Origin of the sequence: Pseudoalteromonas sp. T1lg76 (assembly GCF_002964725.1) — a bacterium.
Classification (GTDB): Bacteria; Pseudomonadota; Gammaproteobacteria; order Enterobacterales; family Alteromonadaceae; genus Pseudoalteromonas.
Genome location: NZ_PQCE01000025.1, coordinates 36,356 through 54,346, shown reverse-complemented (window position 1 = coordinate 54,346; position 17,991 = coordinate 36,356). Strand labels below are relative to the sequence as shown.

At 48.6% G+C, this 17,991-nt stretch carries 20 protein-coding genes; 4 read left to right on the top strand and 16 right to left on the bottom strand.

Annotation, left to right across the window (positions count from 1 at the left end; genetic code table 11):
- Positions 1-106: 106 nt before the first annotated feature.
- The 4 genes from C2M35_RS09680 to sdhC are packed head-to-tail and all read right to left on the bottom strand — an operon-like array spanning position 107 to position 3,323.
- A complete protein-coding gene (locus tag C2M35_RS09680) occupies positions 107-823 on the bottom strand; it encodes a succinate dehydrogenase iron-sulfur subunit (protein WP_105199042.1) in 717 nt (238 codons plus the stop codon).
- Positions 824-834: 11 nt separating this feature from the next.
- Positions 835-2,607 carry a succinate dehydrogenase flavoprotein subunit gene (gene sdhA, locus C2M35_RS09675; RefSeq protein WP_105199043.1) on the bottom strand — a complete coding sequence of 591 codons (1,773 nt, stop codon included), beginning with the start codon at positions 2,605-2,607 and terminating at the stop codon, positions 835-837.
- Positions 2,608-2,955: a succinate dehydrogenase, hydrophobic membrane anchor protein gene (gene sdhD / locus C2M35_RS09670; protein ID WP_105199044.1), complete on the bottom strand. Its 348-nt coding sequence runs from the start codon at positions 2,953-2,955 to the stop codon at positions 2,608-2,610.
- Positions 2,946-3,323, bottom strand: a complete 378-nt coding sequence (gene sdhC / locus C2M35_RS09665; protein WP_105199045.1) for a succinate dehydrogenase, cytochrome b556 subunit — start codon at positions 3,321-3,323, stop codon at positions 2,946-2,948. Before sdhC ends, sdhD begins: the two co-directional genes overlap by 10 nt.
- A gap of 427 nt (positions 3,324-3,750) precedes the next feature.
- Here sdhC and C2M35_RS09660 point away from each other — a divergent pair, with 427 nt between their 5' ends.
- From C2M35_RS09660 to C2M35_RS09650, 3 genes are all read left to right on the top strand, one after another.
- Positions 3,751-5,040, top strand: a complete 1,290-nt coding sequence (locus C2M35_RS09660; protein WP_105215867.1) for a citrate synthase — start codon at positions 3,751-3,753, stop codon at positions 5,038-5,040.
- Positions 5,041-5,157: 117 nt separating this feature from the next.
- Positions 5,158-6,369, top strand: coding sequence for a cysteine desulfurase (locus tag C2M35_RS09655; RefSeq protein WP_105265208.1), 1,212 nt, complete (start codon positions 5,158-5,160; stop codon positions 6,367-6,369).
- Positions 6,369-6,782: a SufE family protein gene (locus C2M35_RS09650; protein WP_105199050.1), complete on the top strand. Its 414-nt coding sequence runs from the start codon at positions 6,369-6,371 to the stop codon at positions 6,780-6,782. Before C2M35_RS09655 ends, C2M35_RS09650 begins: the two co-directional genes overlap by 1 nt.
- A 15-nt stretch (positions 6,783-6,797) precedes the next feature.
- On the opposite strand, the gene tcdA is transcribed toward C2M35_RS09650, so the two are convergent.
- The 7 genes from tcdA to C2M35_RS09615 are packed head-to-tail and all read right to left on the bottom strand — an operon-like array spanning position 6,798 to position 14,007.
- Positions 6,798-7,595 (bottom strand): tRNA cyclic N6-threonylcarbamoyladenosine(37) synthase TcdA, encoded by a 798-nt coding sequence (gene tcdA, locus C2M35_RS09645; protein ID WP_105265207.1) that lies wholly within the window; start codon positions 7,593-7,595, stop codon positions 6,798-6,800.
- A gap of 4 nt (positions 7,596-7,599) precedes the next feature.
- Positions 7,600-8,265, bottom strand: coding sequence for a TIGR01621 family pseudouridine synthase (locus C2M35_RS09640; RefSeq protein ID WP_105265206.1), 666 nt, complete (start codon positions 8,263-8,265; stop codon positions 7,600-7,602).
- Positions 8,262-9,011 carry a 3-deoxy-manno-octulosonate cytidylyltransferase gene (gene kdsB, locus C2M35_RS09635; RefSeq protein WP_105265205.1) on the bottom strand — a complete coding sequence of 250 codons (750 nt, stop codon included), beginning with the start codon at positions 9,009-9,011 and terminating at the stop codon, positions 8,262-8,264. Before kdsB ends, C2M35_RS09640 begins: the two co-directional genes overlap by 4 nt.
- A complete protein-coding gene (locus C2M35_RS09630) occupies positions 8,999-9,196 on the bottom strand; it encodes a Trm112 family protein (protein ID WP_105199054.1) in 198 nt (65 codons plus the stop codon). The genes kdsB and C2M35_RS09630 overlap by 13 nt, the downstream gene beginning before the upstream one ends.
- A 1-nt stretch (position 9,197) precedes the next feature.
- Positions 9,198-10,214 (bottom strand): tetraacyldisaccharide 4'-kinase, encoded by a 1,017-nt coding sequence (gene lpxK / locus C2M35_RS09625; protein ID WP_105265204.1) that lies wholly within the window; start codon positions 10,212-10,214, stop codon positions 9,198-9,200.
- Positions 10,214-11,956 carry a lipid A export permease/ATP-binding protein MsbA gene (msbA, locus tag C2M35_RS09620; RefSeq protein WP_105199105.1) on the bottom strand — a complete coding sequence of 581 codons (1,743 nt, stop codon included), beginning with the start codon at positions 11,954-11,956 and terminating at the stop codon, positions 10,214-10,216. The genes lpxK and msbA overlap by 1 nt, the downstream gene beginning before the upstream one ends.
- A gap of 59 nt (positions 11,957-12,015) precedes the next feature.
- Positions 12,016-14,007: a DNA internalization-related competence protein ComEC/Rec2 gene (locus C2M35_RS09615; protein ID WP_158677956.1), complete on the bottom strand. Its 1,992-nt coding sequence runs from the start codon at positions 14,005-14,007 to the stop codon at positions 12,016-12,018.
- Positions 14,008-14,268: 261 nt separating this feature from the next.
- On the opposite strand from C2M35_RS09615, the gene C2M35_RS09610 reads away from it, so the two are divergent.
- Positions 14,269-14,772 carry a DUF2062 domain-containing protein gene (locus C2M35_RS09610; RefSeq protein ID WP_105199057.1) on the top strand — a complete coding sequence of 168 codons (504 nt, stop codon included), beginning with the start codon at positions 14,269-14,271 and terminating at the stop codon, positions 14,770-14,772.
- Between the two features lie 64 nt (positions 14,773-14,836).
- On the opposite strand, the gene C2M35_RS09605 is transcribed toward C2M35_RS09610, so the two are convergent.
- From C2M35_RS09605 to C2M35_RS09585, 5 genes are all read right to left on the bottom strand, one after another.
- On the bottom strand, positions 14,837-15,454 hold the full coding sequence (locus C2M35_RS09605; protein ID WP_105199106.1) for an FKBP-type peptidyl-prolyl cis-trans isomerase: 618 nt from the start codon (positions 15,452-15,454) through the stop codon (positions 14,837-14,839).
- A gap of 95 nt (positions 15,455-15,549) precedes the next feature.
- Complete coding sequence (locus tag C2M35_RS09600; RefSeq protein ID WP_105199058.1) at positions 15,550-15,912, bottom strand: hypothetical protein; 363 nt, start codon at positions 15,910-15,912, stop codon at positions 15,550-15,552.
- A 183-nt stretch (positions 15,913-16,095) separates the two neighbouring features.
- Entirely contained in the window at positions 16,096-16,473 is a 378-nt protein-coding gene (locus C2M35_RS09595; protein ID WP_105265202.1) for a hypothetical protein, read from the bottom strand.
- 189 nt (positions 16,474-16,662) lie between these two features.
- On the bottom strand, positions 16,663-17,214 hold the full coding sequence (locus tag C2M35_RS09590; protein WP_105265201.1) for an NAD(P)H nitroreductase: 552 nt from the start codon (positions 17,212-17,214) through the stop codon (positions 16,663-16,665).
- Positions 17,215-17,301: 87 nt separating this feature from the next.
- Positions 17,302-17,991 (bottom strand): HvfX family Cu-binding RiPP maturation protein, encoded by a 690-nt coding sequence (locus C2M35_RS09585; protein WP_105215845.1) that lies wholly within the window; start codon positions 17,989-17,991, stop codon positions 17,302-17,304.

Sequence of the window (17,991 nt, the reverse complement as noted above, 5' to 3'; positions counted from 1 at the left end):
CCTTTTATCTAGCGCAGATTTACATTGTCTAGCCTACTCAATAATTGAGTAAGTGATCGAAGAATGGCCAGACAGATGTCTAGCCATTCTTTGCGTTATTATGCCCTTAAACAGAACGATTAAGAAGCATTGATTTGATTTGACCAATCGCTTTAGTCGGATTCAAGCCTTTCGGGCACACGTTGACACAGTTCATGATATTGTGACAACGGAATACGCTAAATGCGTCGTCCAAATCGGCCAAGCGTTCTTCGGTTGCCGTATCACGGCTGTCCGCTAGGAAGCGGTATGCGTGTAGCAAGCCCGCAGGGCCAATAAATTTGTCTGGGTTCCACCAGAAACTCGGACAAGAAGTAGAACAACAGGCACACAAGATACACTCATATAGGCCATCAAGCTTATCACGCTCTTCAATTGACTGAAGGCGCTCGCCTGCTGCCGGTGTGTCGTTGATCAGGAACGGCTTCACTTTCTCGTATTGGGTATAGAACTGAGTCATATCAATAACGAGGTCGCGCACTACAGGTAGACCTGGAAGTGGACGAATGATCACCTTACCCTTGCCGTTTTTCTGCAACGCAGAAATAGGCGTGATACATGCAAGGCCGTTTTTGCCGTTCATGTTAACACCGTCAGAACCACATACACCTTCGCGGCAAGAACGACGGAATGCCAGGCTTGGGTCTTGTTCTTTTAACAGAATCAAGGCATCAAGCACCATCATATCGCGGCCTTCTTCCACCTCTAGGGTGTATTCCTGCATGCGCGGTGCGTTATCCACATCCGGATTGTAACGATAAACAGATAATTCTAAAGTTGCCATCGTCATCTCTCCTAGTAAGTACGAGCTTTAGGTGGGAACGCTTCACGCAATTTAGGCGCGTAGTTAACGTCACGTTTTGACATCTGCTCAGTCTCAGGGTTGTAGATACTGTGACATAGCCAGTTGTCATCATCACGCTCTGGGAAGTCGAAGCGTGAGTGTGCACCACGACTCTCAGTACGGAAGTTAGCTGCAACTGCCGTTGAGTACGCGGTTTCCATAAGGTTGTCTAGTTCTAGACACTCAATACGCTGGGTATTGAAGTCGCTTGATTTATCATCAAGACGGGCGAACTGTAGACGCTCACGGATTTCTTTAAGTTCTTTAAGACCCGTTGCCATGGCATCGCCTTCACGGAATACCGAGAAGTTAAGCTGCATACACTGCTGTAGATCTTTCTTAATTTGAACTGGGTCTTCACCTTGACCAGGCTTAGATGTTTCCCAACGATTGAAGCGCGCAAGAGCACCATCAATGTTGTCAGTTGAAGCATCACGCTGTGCTTGGTAATCATTCAGGTAAGTACCTAGGAAGTTACCGGCGGCACGGCCGAATACCACAAGGTCAAGTAGTGAGTTACCGCCTAGACGGTTAGCACCGTGTACAGATACACAAGCAATCTCACCTACCGCGAATAGACCTTCAACCAGTGTCTCATTACCTTGACCGTCTACGTTCAGAACCTGACCGTTAACGTTTGTAGGCACACCACCCATCATGTAGTGACAGGTTGGGATTACTGGAATTGGCTCTTTTGCTGGGTCAACGTGAGCGAATGTTTTCGCCAGGTCACATACGCCAGGAAGACGTAGGTTAAGGGTTTCTTCACCCAGGTGGTCTAGCTTCAGCTTGATGTGAGGACCCCAAGGACCTTCACAACCACGACCTTCACGGATCTCAGTCATCATTGAACGAGCAACAACGTCACGAGAAGCAAGGTCTTTGGCGTTTGGCGCATAACGCTCCATGAAACGCTCGCCGTCTTTGTTTAGAAGGTAACCACCTTCACCACGACAACCTTCAGTAACTAGTACACCCGCGCCGGCGATACCGGTTGGGTGGAACTGCCACATTTCCATGTCTTGCATCGCAACGCCGGCACGTGTTGCCATACCAACACCGTCACCTGTATTGATGTGCGCGTTTGTAGTAGAGGCGAAGATACGACCTGCACCACCGGTTGCAAGAACCACGGCTTTCGATTTGAAGTAAACAACTTCACCGGTTTCGATGTCGATTGCTGTACAACCAACAACGGCGCCGTCGTCGTTTTTAACTAGATCAAGCGCATACCACTCAGAATAAACGTTGGTTTTGTTTTTAACGTTCTGTTGGTATAGGCAGTGTAGCAGTGCGTGACCTGTACGGTCGGCAGCAGCCGCTGTACGAGCCGCTTGCTCACCACCAAAATTCTTAGACTGACCGCCGAAAGGACGCTGATATACACGGCCATTTTCAAAACGTGAGAATGGTAGACCCATGTTCTCAAGCTCGGTAATAGCTTCCGGGCCAGTTTTACACATGTATTCGATAGCGTCTTGGTCACCGATGTAATCAGAACCTTTAACGGTATCGTACATGTGCCATTCCCAGTTATCCTCGTGCGAGTTACCTAGCGCAACTGTGATACCACCTTGCGCAGAAACTGTGTGTGAACGAGTTGGGAAAACTTTAGAAATAAGAGCACAAGACTTGCCCGATTCGGTGATAGCTAGTGCTGCACGCATACCCGCGCCGCCGGCACCAATTACTACCGCATCAAATTCGCGAACTGAATATTTCACTTAAACACCCCATAGTACGAATAGGCCGATCACTACGTAAGCAAGAGCCATAAGGTTTAGTACGAAGCCAAGAAACGCGCGTAGTTGAGCGTTCTTTACGTAGTCAGTTAATACCTGCCATAGGCCGATGCGTGTATGCACCATGATGCAAATTAGTGCCACCAGGGTGAACACTTTCATCGCTAGGTTGCCGAATAGGCCTGACCATGCTTCATAGGTTAGTGCTGGAGTGCAAAGCAGATAACCAATAATAAATAGTGCGTAAGCACTGATAACTAGCGCTGTAGCACGAAGAGATACGAAATCCTGAACGCCATTGCGCTTAAGAGATGCTTGATTTAAGACCATAGCCAAACTCCCGCTAAAACAGCAACAATTACCCATAACACTAGGGCTGCTTTAGCCGTCGCGTTACCTGAGTCTAATTCTTTCCACGGGCCCAAATCTTGGACTAAGTGGCGTACACCTGCGATGAAGTGATACGAAAGAACGGTGAGGGTACCCCAGGCGATAAATTTGGCAACAAACCCGGTTAACAGGCTTTTGACAAATTCAAATCCTTCCGGAGAAGATAGAGACTCAGCCCATGCCCAAATCACAAAGGTCAAGGCAAAGAACATTGCTACACCGGTGACGCGGTGAAGAATTGATGCTTTGGCCGTTGCTGGCATAGAGATGGTCGTTAGATCGAGATTTACAGGTCTTTGCTTTTTCACAGTTACTTGCCCATCTTGCTCACATTGAAAAATAGAGCCATCTACATTGTTTTTATAACCATTTATGCATCACTGCATAAATGCGCTCACAGAAATAAACCGTAGACATGCGAAAAATTCACTTTAGGTGTTCGACTTTAAAGCGAATTTCCACTGATTTGTCATAATCGGTTTACTCAAAGACGTTACGGTATTGAACCTCAGACAGTATATAAGTCTGTAGAGGATATTACAATTCTTGTTTAGTCTCGCAGGTTTGCGAATTAGCCATTGGTATAATATTTAATCTGTGAGGAATATTTATTATACCTAGATGCATTAAAATTGACTTTCTACCCCTCTTGTACGTTAGAATGAGCGCAATTTGCTTAACATTAGTATCACGCATAACAGCAGCAGCTTGTTATTCTTATTAGGAGATAAATAGATGGCAGATAAGAAAGCCACAGTTCATATTGATGGACACGACCCTATCGAGCTTCCAATTTATGAAGGCACAGCGGGTCAAGACGTTATCGACGTTCGTACCTTGGGCTCTCACGGTTACTTCACTTACGACCCAGGCTTTATGTCGACTGGCTCTTGTGACTCATCTATCACCTACATCGATGGCGCCAAGGGTGTACTACTACACCGCGGCTACCCTATCGACCAACTAGCCGAAAACTCAAACTACACCGAGCTATGCTACCTACTGTTAAACGGCGAACTGCCAACAGCAGAGCAACTTGAAAAATTCTCAAACTCAATCACATTAAGCACCATGGTCCATGAGAAGGTTGCAGCCTTCTTCCAGGGTTTCCGTGTTGACGCACACCCAATGGCCATGCTGTGTGGTGTAGTTGGTGCTATGTCTTCTTTCTATCACCAGGACCTGGACATTGCCGACCCAATTCAGCGTAAACGCAGCGCCATTCGCCTAGTCGCCAAGCTGCCAACAATCGCAGCCATGGCTTACAAATACACTATTGGTCAGCCTTTCGTTTACCCACGTAACGATCTGAGCTACGCAGAAAACTTCCTACACATGATGTTCTCTGTGCCTTCGGAAGAATACAAGGTAAGCCCAGTGCTAGCGAAAGCTATGGACCGTATCTTTATGCTTCACGCCGACCACGAGCAAAACGCGTCAACGTCGACAGTACGTATCGCCGGCTCTTCAGGCGCTAACCCTTATGCATGTATCGCAGCCGGTATCGCATCACTTTGGGGCCCTGCTCACGGCGGTGCTAACGAAGCTTGCTTGACCATGCTACAAGAAATCGGTTCGGTTGACCGTATCGACGAATACGTTGCTAAAGCGAAAGATAAGAACGACCCGTTCCGTCTAATGGGCTTCGGTCACCGTGTTTACAAGAACTTCGACCCACGTGCCACGGTAATGCGTGAAACCTGTCACGAAGTACTGAAAGAACTTAACATCGAAGATCCACTACTAGACGTAGCTATGCGCCTAGAGCAAATCGCTCTGGAAGACCCATACTTCGTTGAGAAGAAGCTATACCCGAACGTAGACTTCTACTCAGGTATCATTCTTAAGGCAATCGGTATTCCTACCAGCATGTTCACAGTGATCTTTGCTATGGCCCGTACCGTAGGTTGGATCTCACACTGGGATGAAATGCTATCTCAGCCTGGTCACAAGATCAGCCGCCCACGTCAGCTTTATAAAGGCGCGACCAAGCGTGATTATGTGAGCCCGGCAGAGCGCTCATAATCCAAGGTGATTCTTAATATAGGCCAGCTTTATGCTGGCCTTTTTATTTGCCATTTGTATGTAACTCTCTACAATATCGGCCATTGTTTTAGCGCCGCCTTCTTATTCAAAGCCAATATGTTTGATATCGATGCCATTCGTGGCGACTTCCCCGCTCTTATTCACCATCAACAGCAGGGAGTTGTCTATCTCGATTCTGCCGCCACCAGTCAAAAACCCCAGTGCGTGATAGATGCAATCTGTGATTTTTATGAAAATGGCAACGCAAATGTACATCGCGGCGCCCATAGGCTGAGTCAACTTGCTACAAAAAGCTACGAAGAGGCGCGCGAAAAGGCTGCAAAGTTTATCAATTGCCAGGCCAAAGAGCTGGTTTGGACCAAGGGGGCAACCGAGGCCATCAACCTTGTGGCCTATGGCCTGACTCATCTAATCAGCGAAAATGATGTCATATTAATAAGCGAGCTTGAACACCACGCTAACATAGTGCCCTGGCAGCAATTAGCCAAACGCAGCGGCGCGACCTTGCGCGCTATCCCCGTGGACAGCGAAGGGATAATAAATACCGAGCTCGCGCTTGAGCTGATAAATGAATTAAAACCCAAGGTCTTGGCTATCAGCCATGCCTCCAACGCATTAGGTAATATTCAACCTGTGCAAACACTTATCAAAGCGGCTAAAGCACATAACGCCTTCACTTTGGTCGATGGCGCCCAATCCCTGCTGCACTTGCGCCCGGACGTAAAAGCCCTGGACTGTGACTTCTTTGTGTTTTCCGCCCATAAATGTCTAGGCCCCACCGGCCTTGGTGCCCTTTATGGCCGTTATCAGTGCCTGGAAGCTCTGGATGTCTTTCAGACTGGGGGCGAGATGGTGACCAAGGTAAGCATAGAACAAACGCAATTTAACCCGCCGCCAAGCAAGTTTGAAACCGGCACGCCAAATATCGCCGGTGTACTGGGTTTTAGTGCCGCCATCGACTACCTCAATGGCCTTGAGACAGCGCAGCTACGAGAGCATGAGTTGCAGCTGTTTACCTATTTACGTGAGCAATTGTCGCAATTCTCTGAGGTACGTATCCTTGGCGATATGGATAACAACATAGGCACCATAAGTTTTGTAGTCGGCGGTGAGCACCCTTATGATTTAGCGACCTTGATGGATATGGAAGGCATTGCCCTGCGCCACGGCCATCATTGTGCGCAACCACTTATGTCGGCGCTCTCAGTGAACGGCACGGTGCGGGTTAGCCTGGCATTTTATAATAACAAGGCGGATGTCGACGCCTTTATTATGGCACTTACCAATACCTTGGAGATGATGGCCTGATGGTTGAGAATTTCAATGAATTAAAGCAGCAGTTTATCGCCTTGGGTAGCTGGCAACAACGTTATCGCGAGTTGATGTTACTGGGTAAGGCCCTGCCCTTGATGGCCAATGAACTCAAGGTGGATGAAGCTAAAGTCGCCGGATGCGAAAGCAATGTATGGATGTATATCGATTTCACTCCGCAAGAAGATCAGCTGCTGATCATTGCCGACTCAGACACCCGTATCGTTAAGGGGTTGCTGGCGGTGATCTTGCTTATGTACCGTAACAAGACCCCGGCTCAGGTTGTTGCCATTGATGCGGAAAAGGAATTTGATGAGCTAGGCTTACTAAAACACCTAAGCCCATCAAGAGGCAATGGCATACGCGCTATCGTGCAGCAAATTAACGCCTTCGCTGAGCAGCACCTTTAAGATACTCGGCCTTAGCTACAGCTTCTCCAGGCGGGCGCGCTTATCAAGGTATTTACGTACCGCTTTCGCAGCGGCAAAAAAGCCGAAGGTGCCTGTCACCATGGTTGCCGAGCCAAAGCCGGTCGCACAGTCCATATTCATGCTTGAGTCCGCTCCCTGCTTGGCCTTACATACCTGGCCGTGACCATCGGGATACACCAGTTGCTCCGTTGAATAGATACAATCCACATCGAATTTGCGTTTGGGGTTGGAGCTGAAGTTGTATTGTTTACGCAGGATATAGCGCACTTTAGCCAATAAAGGGTCATGTGTGGTTTTTGCCACATCACCAAATTTTATCTCGCTAGGATCTGTCTGTCCGCCGGCGCCACCCGTGGTAATAATAGGCATCTTATTGCGCTTACAATGGGCGATCAGCGCCGCCTTTTCTTTTACCGCGTCTATGGCATCAATCACATAATCAAAACCTTGAATATGCTCGCGGTAATTATCCAGGGTGATAAAATCATCGATAACATTGACTTGGATGTCTGGATTGATCAGCTCGCAACGGGCCTTCATGGCATCGACCTTAGCCTCACCCACACTGTTGCGATGGGCGTGTATTTGCCGGTTGGTATTTGTCACACAAATATCGTCCAAGTCGATAAGGGTCAATTTGCCCACACCGGTGCGCGCTAAGGCTTCAGCCACCCAACTGCCAACGCCACCTATGCCAATCACGCAAAAATGCGCTTCACTTAACCATTGTAATTGCTGCTGACCATAAAGGCGGCCAATGCCACCATACCTGAGTTCGTAATCTTGCGTCATGTATCTACCATTCTAATTGCCACGGCTGCTCGGAGAATTCGCGGGTAAGTGCGCTCAAATACTCGCTCAATTCACCCTCGCTCGGTGGCACAGAGAACTGAAAATTCTGTTGTTGATATTCAAATTGTAAGGCATAAGCATGCAAATAGGTGCGATCCGATGCCTGCCCGCCATAAAGCTTATCGCCAATAATGGGCGCCGAAAGCGATTTCATCGCCACCCTGAGTTGATGGGTTTTACCACTGTAAGGTTTAAGCACAAAGCCGCGCACCTTAGGTGCCAAAGAGTAGGAATAAAACCGAGTAATAGCTGGGTTTTCCTGGCTTTTTAATAGCTTAAAGGCACCGCGTCGCGCCTTGACCATATCACCCTTTATCCAGCCCTGCTTTTTCTTGGGCTTATCACTGGCCAGGGCCAGGTAGAATTTATTCACTCGGCGCTCGGTAAAAAGCGTTGTAAAACGTGCTGCTGCCTCTGAGCTTGTGGGCAGTAATACCAGGCCGGAGGTCACCTTATCGAGGCGATGCACAGGAAATAGCTGCAGCCCAAATTGCTCAGCGGCCAAAGCAACCAAGCCCGGGGTGTCATCTTCTGTGTGAAAATTCATACCCGCAGGCTTGTTCACGACAATAAAGTCGCGCTCTTGGGCAAGCAGTTGCAATGGGCTCATTGTAAGGTCGCAATCACACGCGCTAAGTCATCAGGCGTATCGACACCCGCCGCCGGCACCACTTCGGCCTCGGCAATTTTAATGGTGTAGCCATGATACAAGACCCTAAGCTGCTCTAAAGACTCCAGCTTTTCCATGGGCGACGGCGTCAATTCAATGTACTTAGAAATAAAACCGGCGCGGTACGCATAAATACCAATGTGGCGTTGCATATGGCTGAAGTCCAGCGCACATTGCTGCGCCAGCAAGGCATCGCGATGATATGGAATGGGTGCACGAGAGAAGTACAAGGCATTATTGCTGGTGTTACTGACCACCTTAACCGCATTGGGGTTTAACGCTTCTTCGGCATCAATGATGGGCGTTGACAGGGTTGCCATAGGCGCATCATTGCCATCAAGCAGTCGCGCCACTTGCGACACATTTTCTGGCGCCAACAGCGGCTCATCACCTTGTACGTTAACGACCAGGGTATCATCACTCAAGCCCAGCTTGGTAACGACTTCTGCCAGACGCTCGGTACCGGATTGATGGTCTTCGCGGGTCATCACCACCTCGGCACCAAAGGCCGAACAGGCTTGTTCAACCTCAGGGTGATCGGTGGCTATATACACGGCGCTGGCTCCCGATGCCTGAGCACGTTCATAAACATGTTGGATCATCGGCTTACCGCAGATATCGGCAAGCGGCTTGGCCGGCAGCCGAGTAGAAGCATAGCGAGCTGGAATTATAACTACGAATTCCACTTCTCAACCTCTTCGCTGCTCAACTCCCTGGCTTCGTTCTCAAGCAGCACAGGAATATCGTCTCGTACCGGATAGGCAAGCTTGGCGGCGGTGCTGATCAGCTCCTGGTTTTCTTTATCATAGTGCAGCTTGCCCTTGGTAACCGGACAAGCAATGATTTCTAACAACTTGGTATCAAACGCCATGTTAAATGACCCCTTTACGTTTAAGTAGGCTGTGCAGTTGCTGCTCTAGGGCTTGATTGGCCTTGGCATCAACGCGTAAATAATAACATTGCCCATGGGCAAAGGCGCGACATTTTACCGCGTCCTTCTCGGTCATATAGACCGCATTGTGAGTGGGCAAATCCTCAGCTTGGTATTGATGATGGTCGCGAAAATGGCGTTTGTCGGTAAGCTCAACACCTAGCTGCGTCAAACTGCGCTCAAAGCGCTGCGGATTACCAATGGCGCTGACGGCCACACCCGATGCGAAAGGCGGCTCGATAGGAGTGTCATCGGCAACACTGAACATACCACTTGGTTGCAGCCGATATGCAGCATCAAGAGGCCCCGCTTCACCGTTGAAAATAACCAGGTTGACTGTTTTTAATCGCCACTTTCCTTCGCGCAGCGGTCCGGCAGGCATCAGCAAGCCGTTACCAAAACGACGCTCGGCGTCGACTATGCATAGTTCAATATCTCGCTCTAAAGCATAATGTTGCAAACCATCGTCGCTGATAATGACATCGATTTGATGTTCGGACATCAGTTTTTCAATGCTGGCGCGGCGGTCACCGCCAATCACTACTGGGCACCCGGTTCGCTGCGCCAATAGCACGGGCTCGTCGCCGCCTGTTTTAGTGTCGCACTGGCCGTCGACCATAAAGGGAGTGTAAGGAGGCTCGGCGCCATAGCCGCGAGAGATGATCCCCACTCGCTTGCCCTGCTTTTTTAGCAGCTCGGCAAGAAACAGGGTCATGGGCGTTTTACCATTGCCGCCCACACTGATATTACCGACCACGATCACGGGTACCGGTGCACGATAGGCTTTTTTAATCTTAAGACTAAATAACAAGCGAATAAACGCACTTAGCAACCAAAATAAGGCACTCAAAGGCAGCATAACTAGCACCAGCCAGTCGCCTTTGCGGTACCAGGCAAGCTCTAAACGCTGAGCAAATCCTTGAGGCTGGTTAGCCGATTGGTGATCCAATCCTGCCATTAATTTTCGCCCTGCTGCATTTTGGCCAGCGCCGCATAGGTGCCATCCTGAGTCAGTAACTCTTGATGCGTACCCTGCTCAATTATACGACCCTTATCAAGCACATAGATACAATCAACCTGCTCTATGGTAGATAAACGATGGGCAATAATAATGGCGGTTTTATCGCGCATTAGCGATTCCAGGGCATTTTGAATCAGCTTTTCCGACTCGGTATCGAGCGCCGACGTGGCCTCATCGAGAATAAGAATAGGTGCATCTTTAACTATGGCGCGGGCTATGGCGATACGTTGACGCTGACCACCTGAGAGCATGACTCCATCCTCTCCAACCAGAGTATTTAACCCTTGCGGCAAGTCCTTCACAAACTCCCATACATGGGCCTTTTTCGCCACATCCATCAGCGCCTCATCACTCAGTGGCGTTTCCAGACCATACATAATGTTGTTGGCTATGGTGTCATTAAAGAGCACCACCTGCTGAGACACTATGGCGAATTGTTGACGCAAGCTGCGTAGCTTGTAATCACACAGGGGTATACCATCGAGCGTGATGGCGGAGCTTGGCTCAACATCATAGAAACGTGGCAACAGGCTCGACAAAGTCGATTTGCCCGAGCCCGAGCGCCCCACCAGCGCAATATTGGTCCCGGGTTTAAGATCCAGATTAAGATTTTTGATAACCGGATCTAGGCTGCTTGGATATGCAAAGGACAAGTCCTTAATTTCGATATGGCCCTTGGCCTTGGCTATCTCCAAGGTACCATTGTCTTTTTCAATCTCGGTATCGAGCACGGCGAAAATACTTTGTGCCGCGGCAATACCACGCTGCAATTCGCTGTTCACGTTGGAAAGCTGTTTAAGGGGACGAAGCATCAACATCATGGACGAGATAAGGGTAACAAAGGTGCCCGAGGTAATGCTGTCAATCATTCCAGGCATGGAAATCAACACCAGGATCACCGCCATGGATGACGCCGCCAGAATCTGAATAACCGACACGCTCAGTGCCTTGGTGGCATCCATTTTCACCCGTTGCAAACGGTTAATGTTATTAACGCGGCCAAAGCGTTCGGTTTCTTGCTGTTGGCCGTTAAAACCATGGATCACCTTATGCCCGGCAAGCATCTGCTCTGAGCAACGGGTCACATCACCCATGGCATTTTGAATATTGCGGGAAATTTTACGAAAGCGTTTTGACACCACAGCGACAATTACCGCCACTATAGGGGTGATCACCAAAAAGATAAGGCTTAGCTTCCAACTGGCGTTAAACATCACCATTAGCAGGAAAACCACATAAGCGCCTTCGCGTACCAGTACCAGAAGCGCCTTGGTAATGGCCTGTTGCACCTGCTCGGTATCAAAGGTGATTTTCGAGATCAGCTCGCCGTTAGAATGATTATCATGAAAGCTCACCGGCAGGTTGAGCATGTGTACAAACAAATCCTGGCGCAACGAGCGCACCACCTGAGAGCCCACATAGGCAAGGCAATAACTGGACACAAAGTTAAAGGTGCCACGGCCGATCACCAGCGCTATCACCACATAGGGCGCCCAACTTAGTACCGTGCTATTGCCCTCGGTAAGGCCTTCGTCAATAAAAGGCTGCATCAACCACACAAAGGTGGCATCCATGGCGGAATAACCAAGCATACCGATAATGGCGACAATGGCCGCAGACTTATAACTTTTAACGTAGCCTAAAAGGCGCTTATAGGTGTGGGTGGCGCTATGTTGCATAAGACTCTCAAATTCACGCATTAGCGGCTATTGTAGCTTTGCGCGGCGAAAAACAAAACTTAATCGGTGATAAACCAATAGTTTTTCTGCTCTTTTGCAGCCTCTACCTGTATTTTATCGCGATAAAACTGAACCCGAATTCCACCTTGCGTTTTAGTTTGCCATTGCCTCGCCCCCACCGTTTGATATCTGGCCAGTACCTTGGGGTGAGGCATTTGCCAATTTGTACGGGCGCCACTTGAATGGATCACCTCACTTGGTTTTAGGGCGTTTACAAAGGCCAGGCTTGAAGAGGTACGGCTGCCATGATGGGGGCTGACCAAGACATCCACCTTGGGCAGCGCGTTTAACGCCACCAATTGCGCCTCTTCTTTTATACCTATATCGCCAGTTAACAACACCCTATGTTTACCATCTGAAATAAGTAATACACAGGAGTTGGCATTATCATTACTGCCTACGTACTTTGGCCACAATGGCCTTAACTCAAGGCCATGCCAATTAAAGGCTTGTTGACTACAGGTCCGCATGCCACCAGGATGAAACCGAACTAAGGTGCTCCCATAACCTGCACTGCGCCAAAACTTCAGGCCGCCAGCATGGTCGTTATCCCAGTGAGAAATAAGGGTCAGCTCAGGCCTTAGGTTTTCGCTTTGTAGAAATGGCAACAGGGTATTATCGACTATGGAATATTGCCCAAAATAGCTGGCGCCTAGGTCGTATACCAGAGCATGCCCCCCTCGCCTGAGCACTATGCTCAAACCATGGCCGACATCCAGCACATCCAGTTGCCAGCTCGGTGCCCGTACACGCTCAATCAAAATAAAAGTACTTAACAGCACCAGGGTATATAAGGCAGGCCACCAGGTACGAAGCAGCAACACGGCTATAATAGCCAGATAACAAGCCAGCACCACAACCTCAGGTAACTGAGTCCCAGGGAATTGAGAACCAGGCAGCCAAAACTGGCTGCTTAAAGGCAGTAAGTAAGCAATTCCAGCTCCGGCATACATATCGAAGAGCTCTAAGCCTGCCATTAACCAAGGCGCAAAACCACTCAGGGCACTGATTATTAATAGCGGCAGCAAAATAAAGCTCACCAAGGGAACAAACAACAAATTAAATAGCGCTGCAGACCAAGAAAAGCCGCCAAATACCAATAAACTCAGCGGCGCCAAGCCCACACATAAACTCATCTGTACCCAGAGGTAGCGCACCAACCAATGACGCCCGGCGCTAAGTCTAAGGGCAACAAAAATAACCGCCACCGCAGAGAAGGAAAACCACATGCCCACATCCAAAAGAGCAAAAGGATTTATCACCAGCACCAGGGTTAATGCCAGTAATAAACTAGGGCCGAGTCGATAGTGTAAGCGACTAAAATATAGGGCCACAAACAACGCCAACATCAACCAAGCGCGCTGAGCACTAATAGGCAGCTGGCACAGCAGCACAAATAGCGCACACAGGCATAAAGCCATAAGCGCGACAAGACCATTGATACTTTGGGCTTGGCGAAAAACACTCGTAAAGCAGCGGCTCAGTGCCCAAAGAGCCAGCTTAATTGCATAAAAACAAAAGCCATAGAGCAGCGCTATATGCAAGCCGGATATAGCCAGCAAGTGAATGGTGCCGGTATCACGAAACAGTTGCTTGTGTTGCTCGGGGATAGCGCTTCTATCGGCACTCAGTAACGCCTTATATACGCCATAAAGCTGATAATCACGCAGATTTTTATCGAGCCAATGGCGGTAATGCTGGGCAAAGGTTGCTTGCGCCTCGCCAATATCCAAAGTCGCCGGTTTTGATGCCTGCAGATGCGGGCCATGCAAAAAGCCATATATGCGCGCATCGCGCACGGAAAAATTAACTCGCCACTGTTTAATCCGCACCCGAGTATGTGCTTTGATGGTCGCGCCTGGGTGTAGGCTGATATCAGCAGACAGCGGTACGTTGATAATAACCCGCTGATAAAAAGGTACTTTATACTCATCAATGCGAAGCAATTTTAGCGTGGCGAATTGGCTGCTTGGTAATTTACTGAGCGCCACTACCTGTCCTTCTATGTGCCTAACGGTATTATTAATTTCGGGTCCATGCCAATGATAAAACAGCTGAAAATAGGCTAAGGTATAAAGGAGAGCGAACAGGCAGGCTCGGGTCTGGCCGATAAAATAACCAGTTACTGTTCGAATAACTAGCAATATGGCTATTATTGTAAAAAGTACTGGCAGTGACGGGGTGAAAAGTGACAGAATACAGCCGAATGAAAACCCACTGCACAGCGCAATAGATGTACAGGGCCCCATCCGATGGCGAAGAAAACCATTCAACGGTTCTTACCCGATCATAATAAGATCAAGCAGCTTAAATCACTTCGTATTTTTGGGCGGCTATTACACGATGCTAATCTCTGGCATCTAAATAGACGTTCGGCGCGTGGCGCCTTTTCCGTTGGCTTGTTTTTCGCGTTCATTCCAGTTCCCTTTCAAATGATTTTAGCCGCGGCCGTCGCCATTCCTCTGCGCGTTAATTTGCCGCTCTCCATCGCTTTGGTGTGGATCACTAACCCCTTAACCATGCCACCGATTTTCTACTGTTCCTATGTGGTGGGGACTTGGATCCTCGGTCACCCACAGCAGGAATTCTACTTTGAACCCAGTTGGCAATGGCTTAGTGACAGCCTGACGACAATAGGCCCGGCCTTCTTACTCGGCTCTGCCGTCTGTGGCGCCTTGGCTGCACTGATAGGGTTTATTTTAGTCGACTATTTATGGTGCCGCGGTGTGAAAAAGGCCTGGGAATCGCGCAAATAGCAAGTTGGGCTATTTACAGACATAAAAAAACCGCCCTTAGGCGGTTTTTTTAGCACACTTTAAATTAAAGAATATCAAGTAGTTCGATATCAAAAATAAGTGTTGAGTAAGGAGCAATGGCTGCACCGGCACCGCGCTCACCATAGGCAAGGTCGTGCGGGATGTATAGACGCCATTTTGAACCAGTAGGCATCATTTGTAATGCTTCAGTCCAACCTTTAATTACGCCACCTACTGGAAATTCAGCAGGTTGACCACGCTCGTATGAGCTGTCGAATACAGTGCCGTTTACCAGGGTACCGTGGTAATGAGTACGTACAGTAGACTCAGCAGTTGGCTTCTCACCAGAGCCCGCTTCGATAACTTCGAACTGTAGACCAGACTCGGTTACCGTTACTTCAGCGCGCTTAGCGTTTTCAGCAAGGAAAGCTTCGCCTTCAGCGGCAAGTACTTTCGCTTCTTCTTCACGACGGGCTTGAATTTCAGCGTTAATTTTTTCGAATGCAGCTTGAATCTCAGGGATCTCAACTTGGAAGCTCTCACCTGTGTAAGCATCTTTCATGCCTTCGAAAACAGAGTTCAGGTTAAGACCTTCGAAAGGGTTTGCTTTAAGTTGCTCGCCCATTTGCAGACCAATACCATAGCTGGCTTTATCCGCATGAGTAGTAAATTTATCAGACATAAAATCGTCCATCTTTTTGAAAATATAAAATTCGCGCACAGGGTAACATACTCAAGGCGCAACGTCAGGCTTAGGCCTAAAAACCGCGGTGATCGCTATTTGTTTGCCGATATATTGGCCATTTTCTTAGCCACAAATGGCCAAGCCCAGGTAAAGACCAGTAAGGAAACGATTAAATAAGCCCACAGCCAATACGGCATATCAATAAACCAAGGCCATAAAATAACGCCACAGCCGATCACTCCCAAGCAACCTACTAATAATGCGCATAAGGTGGAAAGTTGTGTTTCATATTTAACTATCAGGTGTGCAACCAGGGCGTTGAAGACGGCGAAACTTGCCAACTGCGCGAGCATACCCAGGTGTGCGTCAACAAGTAACTTATTAACCACATCCAGACCCATGGCGTAAAAGAAGGCTAGTGCCAGCCAAAAGAAAATGCGCATTGGTGCTGCCATTTTGTACACTCCATCAAGTTTAGAATCGCAAAGCTATTACGAAAAAACCGCCAATTTAGACGGTCTCTGAGTTTAAGGGCGCAAAGGCGGGGTTTATCATCGCTTTGTGACCCTTTTGATGTCGCGCATACTAAAGTCTCATAAACGGAAAGTAAAGCTAGGCTCGACGTCGCGAGCCCCACCCTAGTAATACTGTTTTGGACGCTTAGCGATAAGTGCACACACTACACAGCCAATGAGGGCGATCAGCGCAAAAAGCACGCTTTGCATAATAAGCTCGCCTCTTTGCTGTTTAGTGGCAGGTATGATCAGCAAGGTTAAAGCCGGCAGCACGCTAACAAACAATACATAGGCGGTGACCTTGAGGGCGCGTAGAAAGTCATAGCGTTTACTGTAGAGCATCCAGCTCGATACCAAGATGACCACGCACATGGCGGCAAGGGTAATGTAAAGTGGTGCCTTAGTGGCCATGGCCACATAAGTGGTCAGCATAGCGCCTACTACTCCCCAAAATGACCACAATCCCCAACGCTCTTTTTCTCTTAAGAATAAGTTACCCATTGACTCTTATCTTCTTATTATTTTTGTTAGTTACAATTTTGTACAATTCTTAGCCTAACAAAAAATATCGGTTTAAAAAACCACACAAAGTGATTAATTAAGCAAAAAAAAGCAGTATAAATGAATAAAGATTAATCTAAGATGACGACGCCCCTAATCGGGCGATTAAATGCGCCGTTTTAAGTCAGATTAGATACCGTAAGAAAAGAAGTCGGCCACCTGATGACGACGCTTTTTCGGACAATCTAAGGTGGGCGTGCCCAGATATAAATAGCCGATTATTTCGTCCTCGCTGCTCAGTCCTAGTTCGCTCTTAACCATGGGCGATTGGGCAAAAGCACCGGTTCGCCAAATACCCGATAGACCCTGAGCGAATGCCGCCTGTTGCATAGCAAAGGTCGCGCATGAGGCGCTGGCTATTTGTTCCACCCTTGGCACCTTGTCGTGTGGGGTGTATTTCATAATGCAGACGATCACCATGGGCGCCCTGTCCACTAAACTGGCTGCGCGCTCTATGGCGCGCTCGCCCATGCCTTCGGCTACCGCAGCCTTGGCAAAAATGCTGCCAAGCGCGTCGCGCTGTTCATCTTCTAAAACAATAAACTGCCAGGGAGCAAGATTGGCATGATCCGGCACTCTCAGTGCCGCTTGTTGGATCAGCTCCATCTGCTTTGGTGATGGACCAGGATAAGATAATTGGCTATCGGATTGGCGATTTAATAACAGCTCGGTTGCATTCATTATGGGGGATTCTTTCTCTTAAGTACTTGAGCCTAAGGCTACCATAGTCGCCCTAGGCTGATAAGGGAAAAGCCACCTAAGCAGGTATTATGTGCGCCTGCGTCGCGGCGCAAGATAATAATCTAAACTTACATAACGCCCACCGCCGACAAAAAATAGTGATAGCAACATAACAAAATAAATGGCGGCAAACTCAATACCATTATTGAGGATCACAATATTACCGCGCTCATAGACATAACCGGGTTGCCCATGTTCAGCCACAATCGTTTTTATCACTTCTAAACGCATTTTAGCCGCCGCAGAATTCTCCAGGCTTTGCTTGGCCGCTTCTATACCGGCCCAGTCTAGGACCTGTGCCGGACTGGTTTGTGTATCCGTAGGAGTGATGGCAAACCAGCCGTTATCCCAATGCACCATAGTGGCCGCCACCACCATGGTGATCATCAAGGGAATGGCCACCAAACGCGTAAACAAGCCGATAAGCAATAACCAGCCTCCGGCAAATTCGGCCCAACCGGCTAACAAGGCAAGCACATCGGCAAAGGGTAAACCTAATCCCCAATCGCTGTTGCCAAACCAGGCCACCACATTCGGGTCTGCCAGCAGGCGTTGCGACCAGGGCAAATCACTGTTGCCGAGATTCAATTTAGTATACCCGGCGATGATCATCACCGGCGCCAAAATTAATCGCATTAACAAGGGCGCTAAGCCATCAAATGCCTGTAATGGCCCTAATGATTCATCCTTAGGTGTAGGGGCAACGCGAGTCTGCAT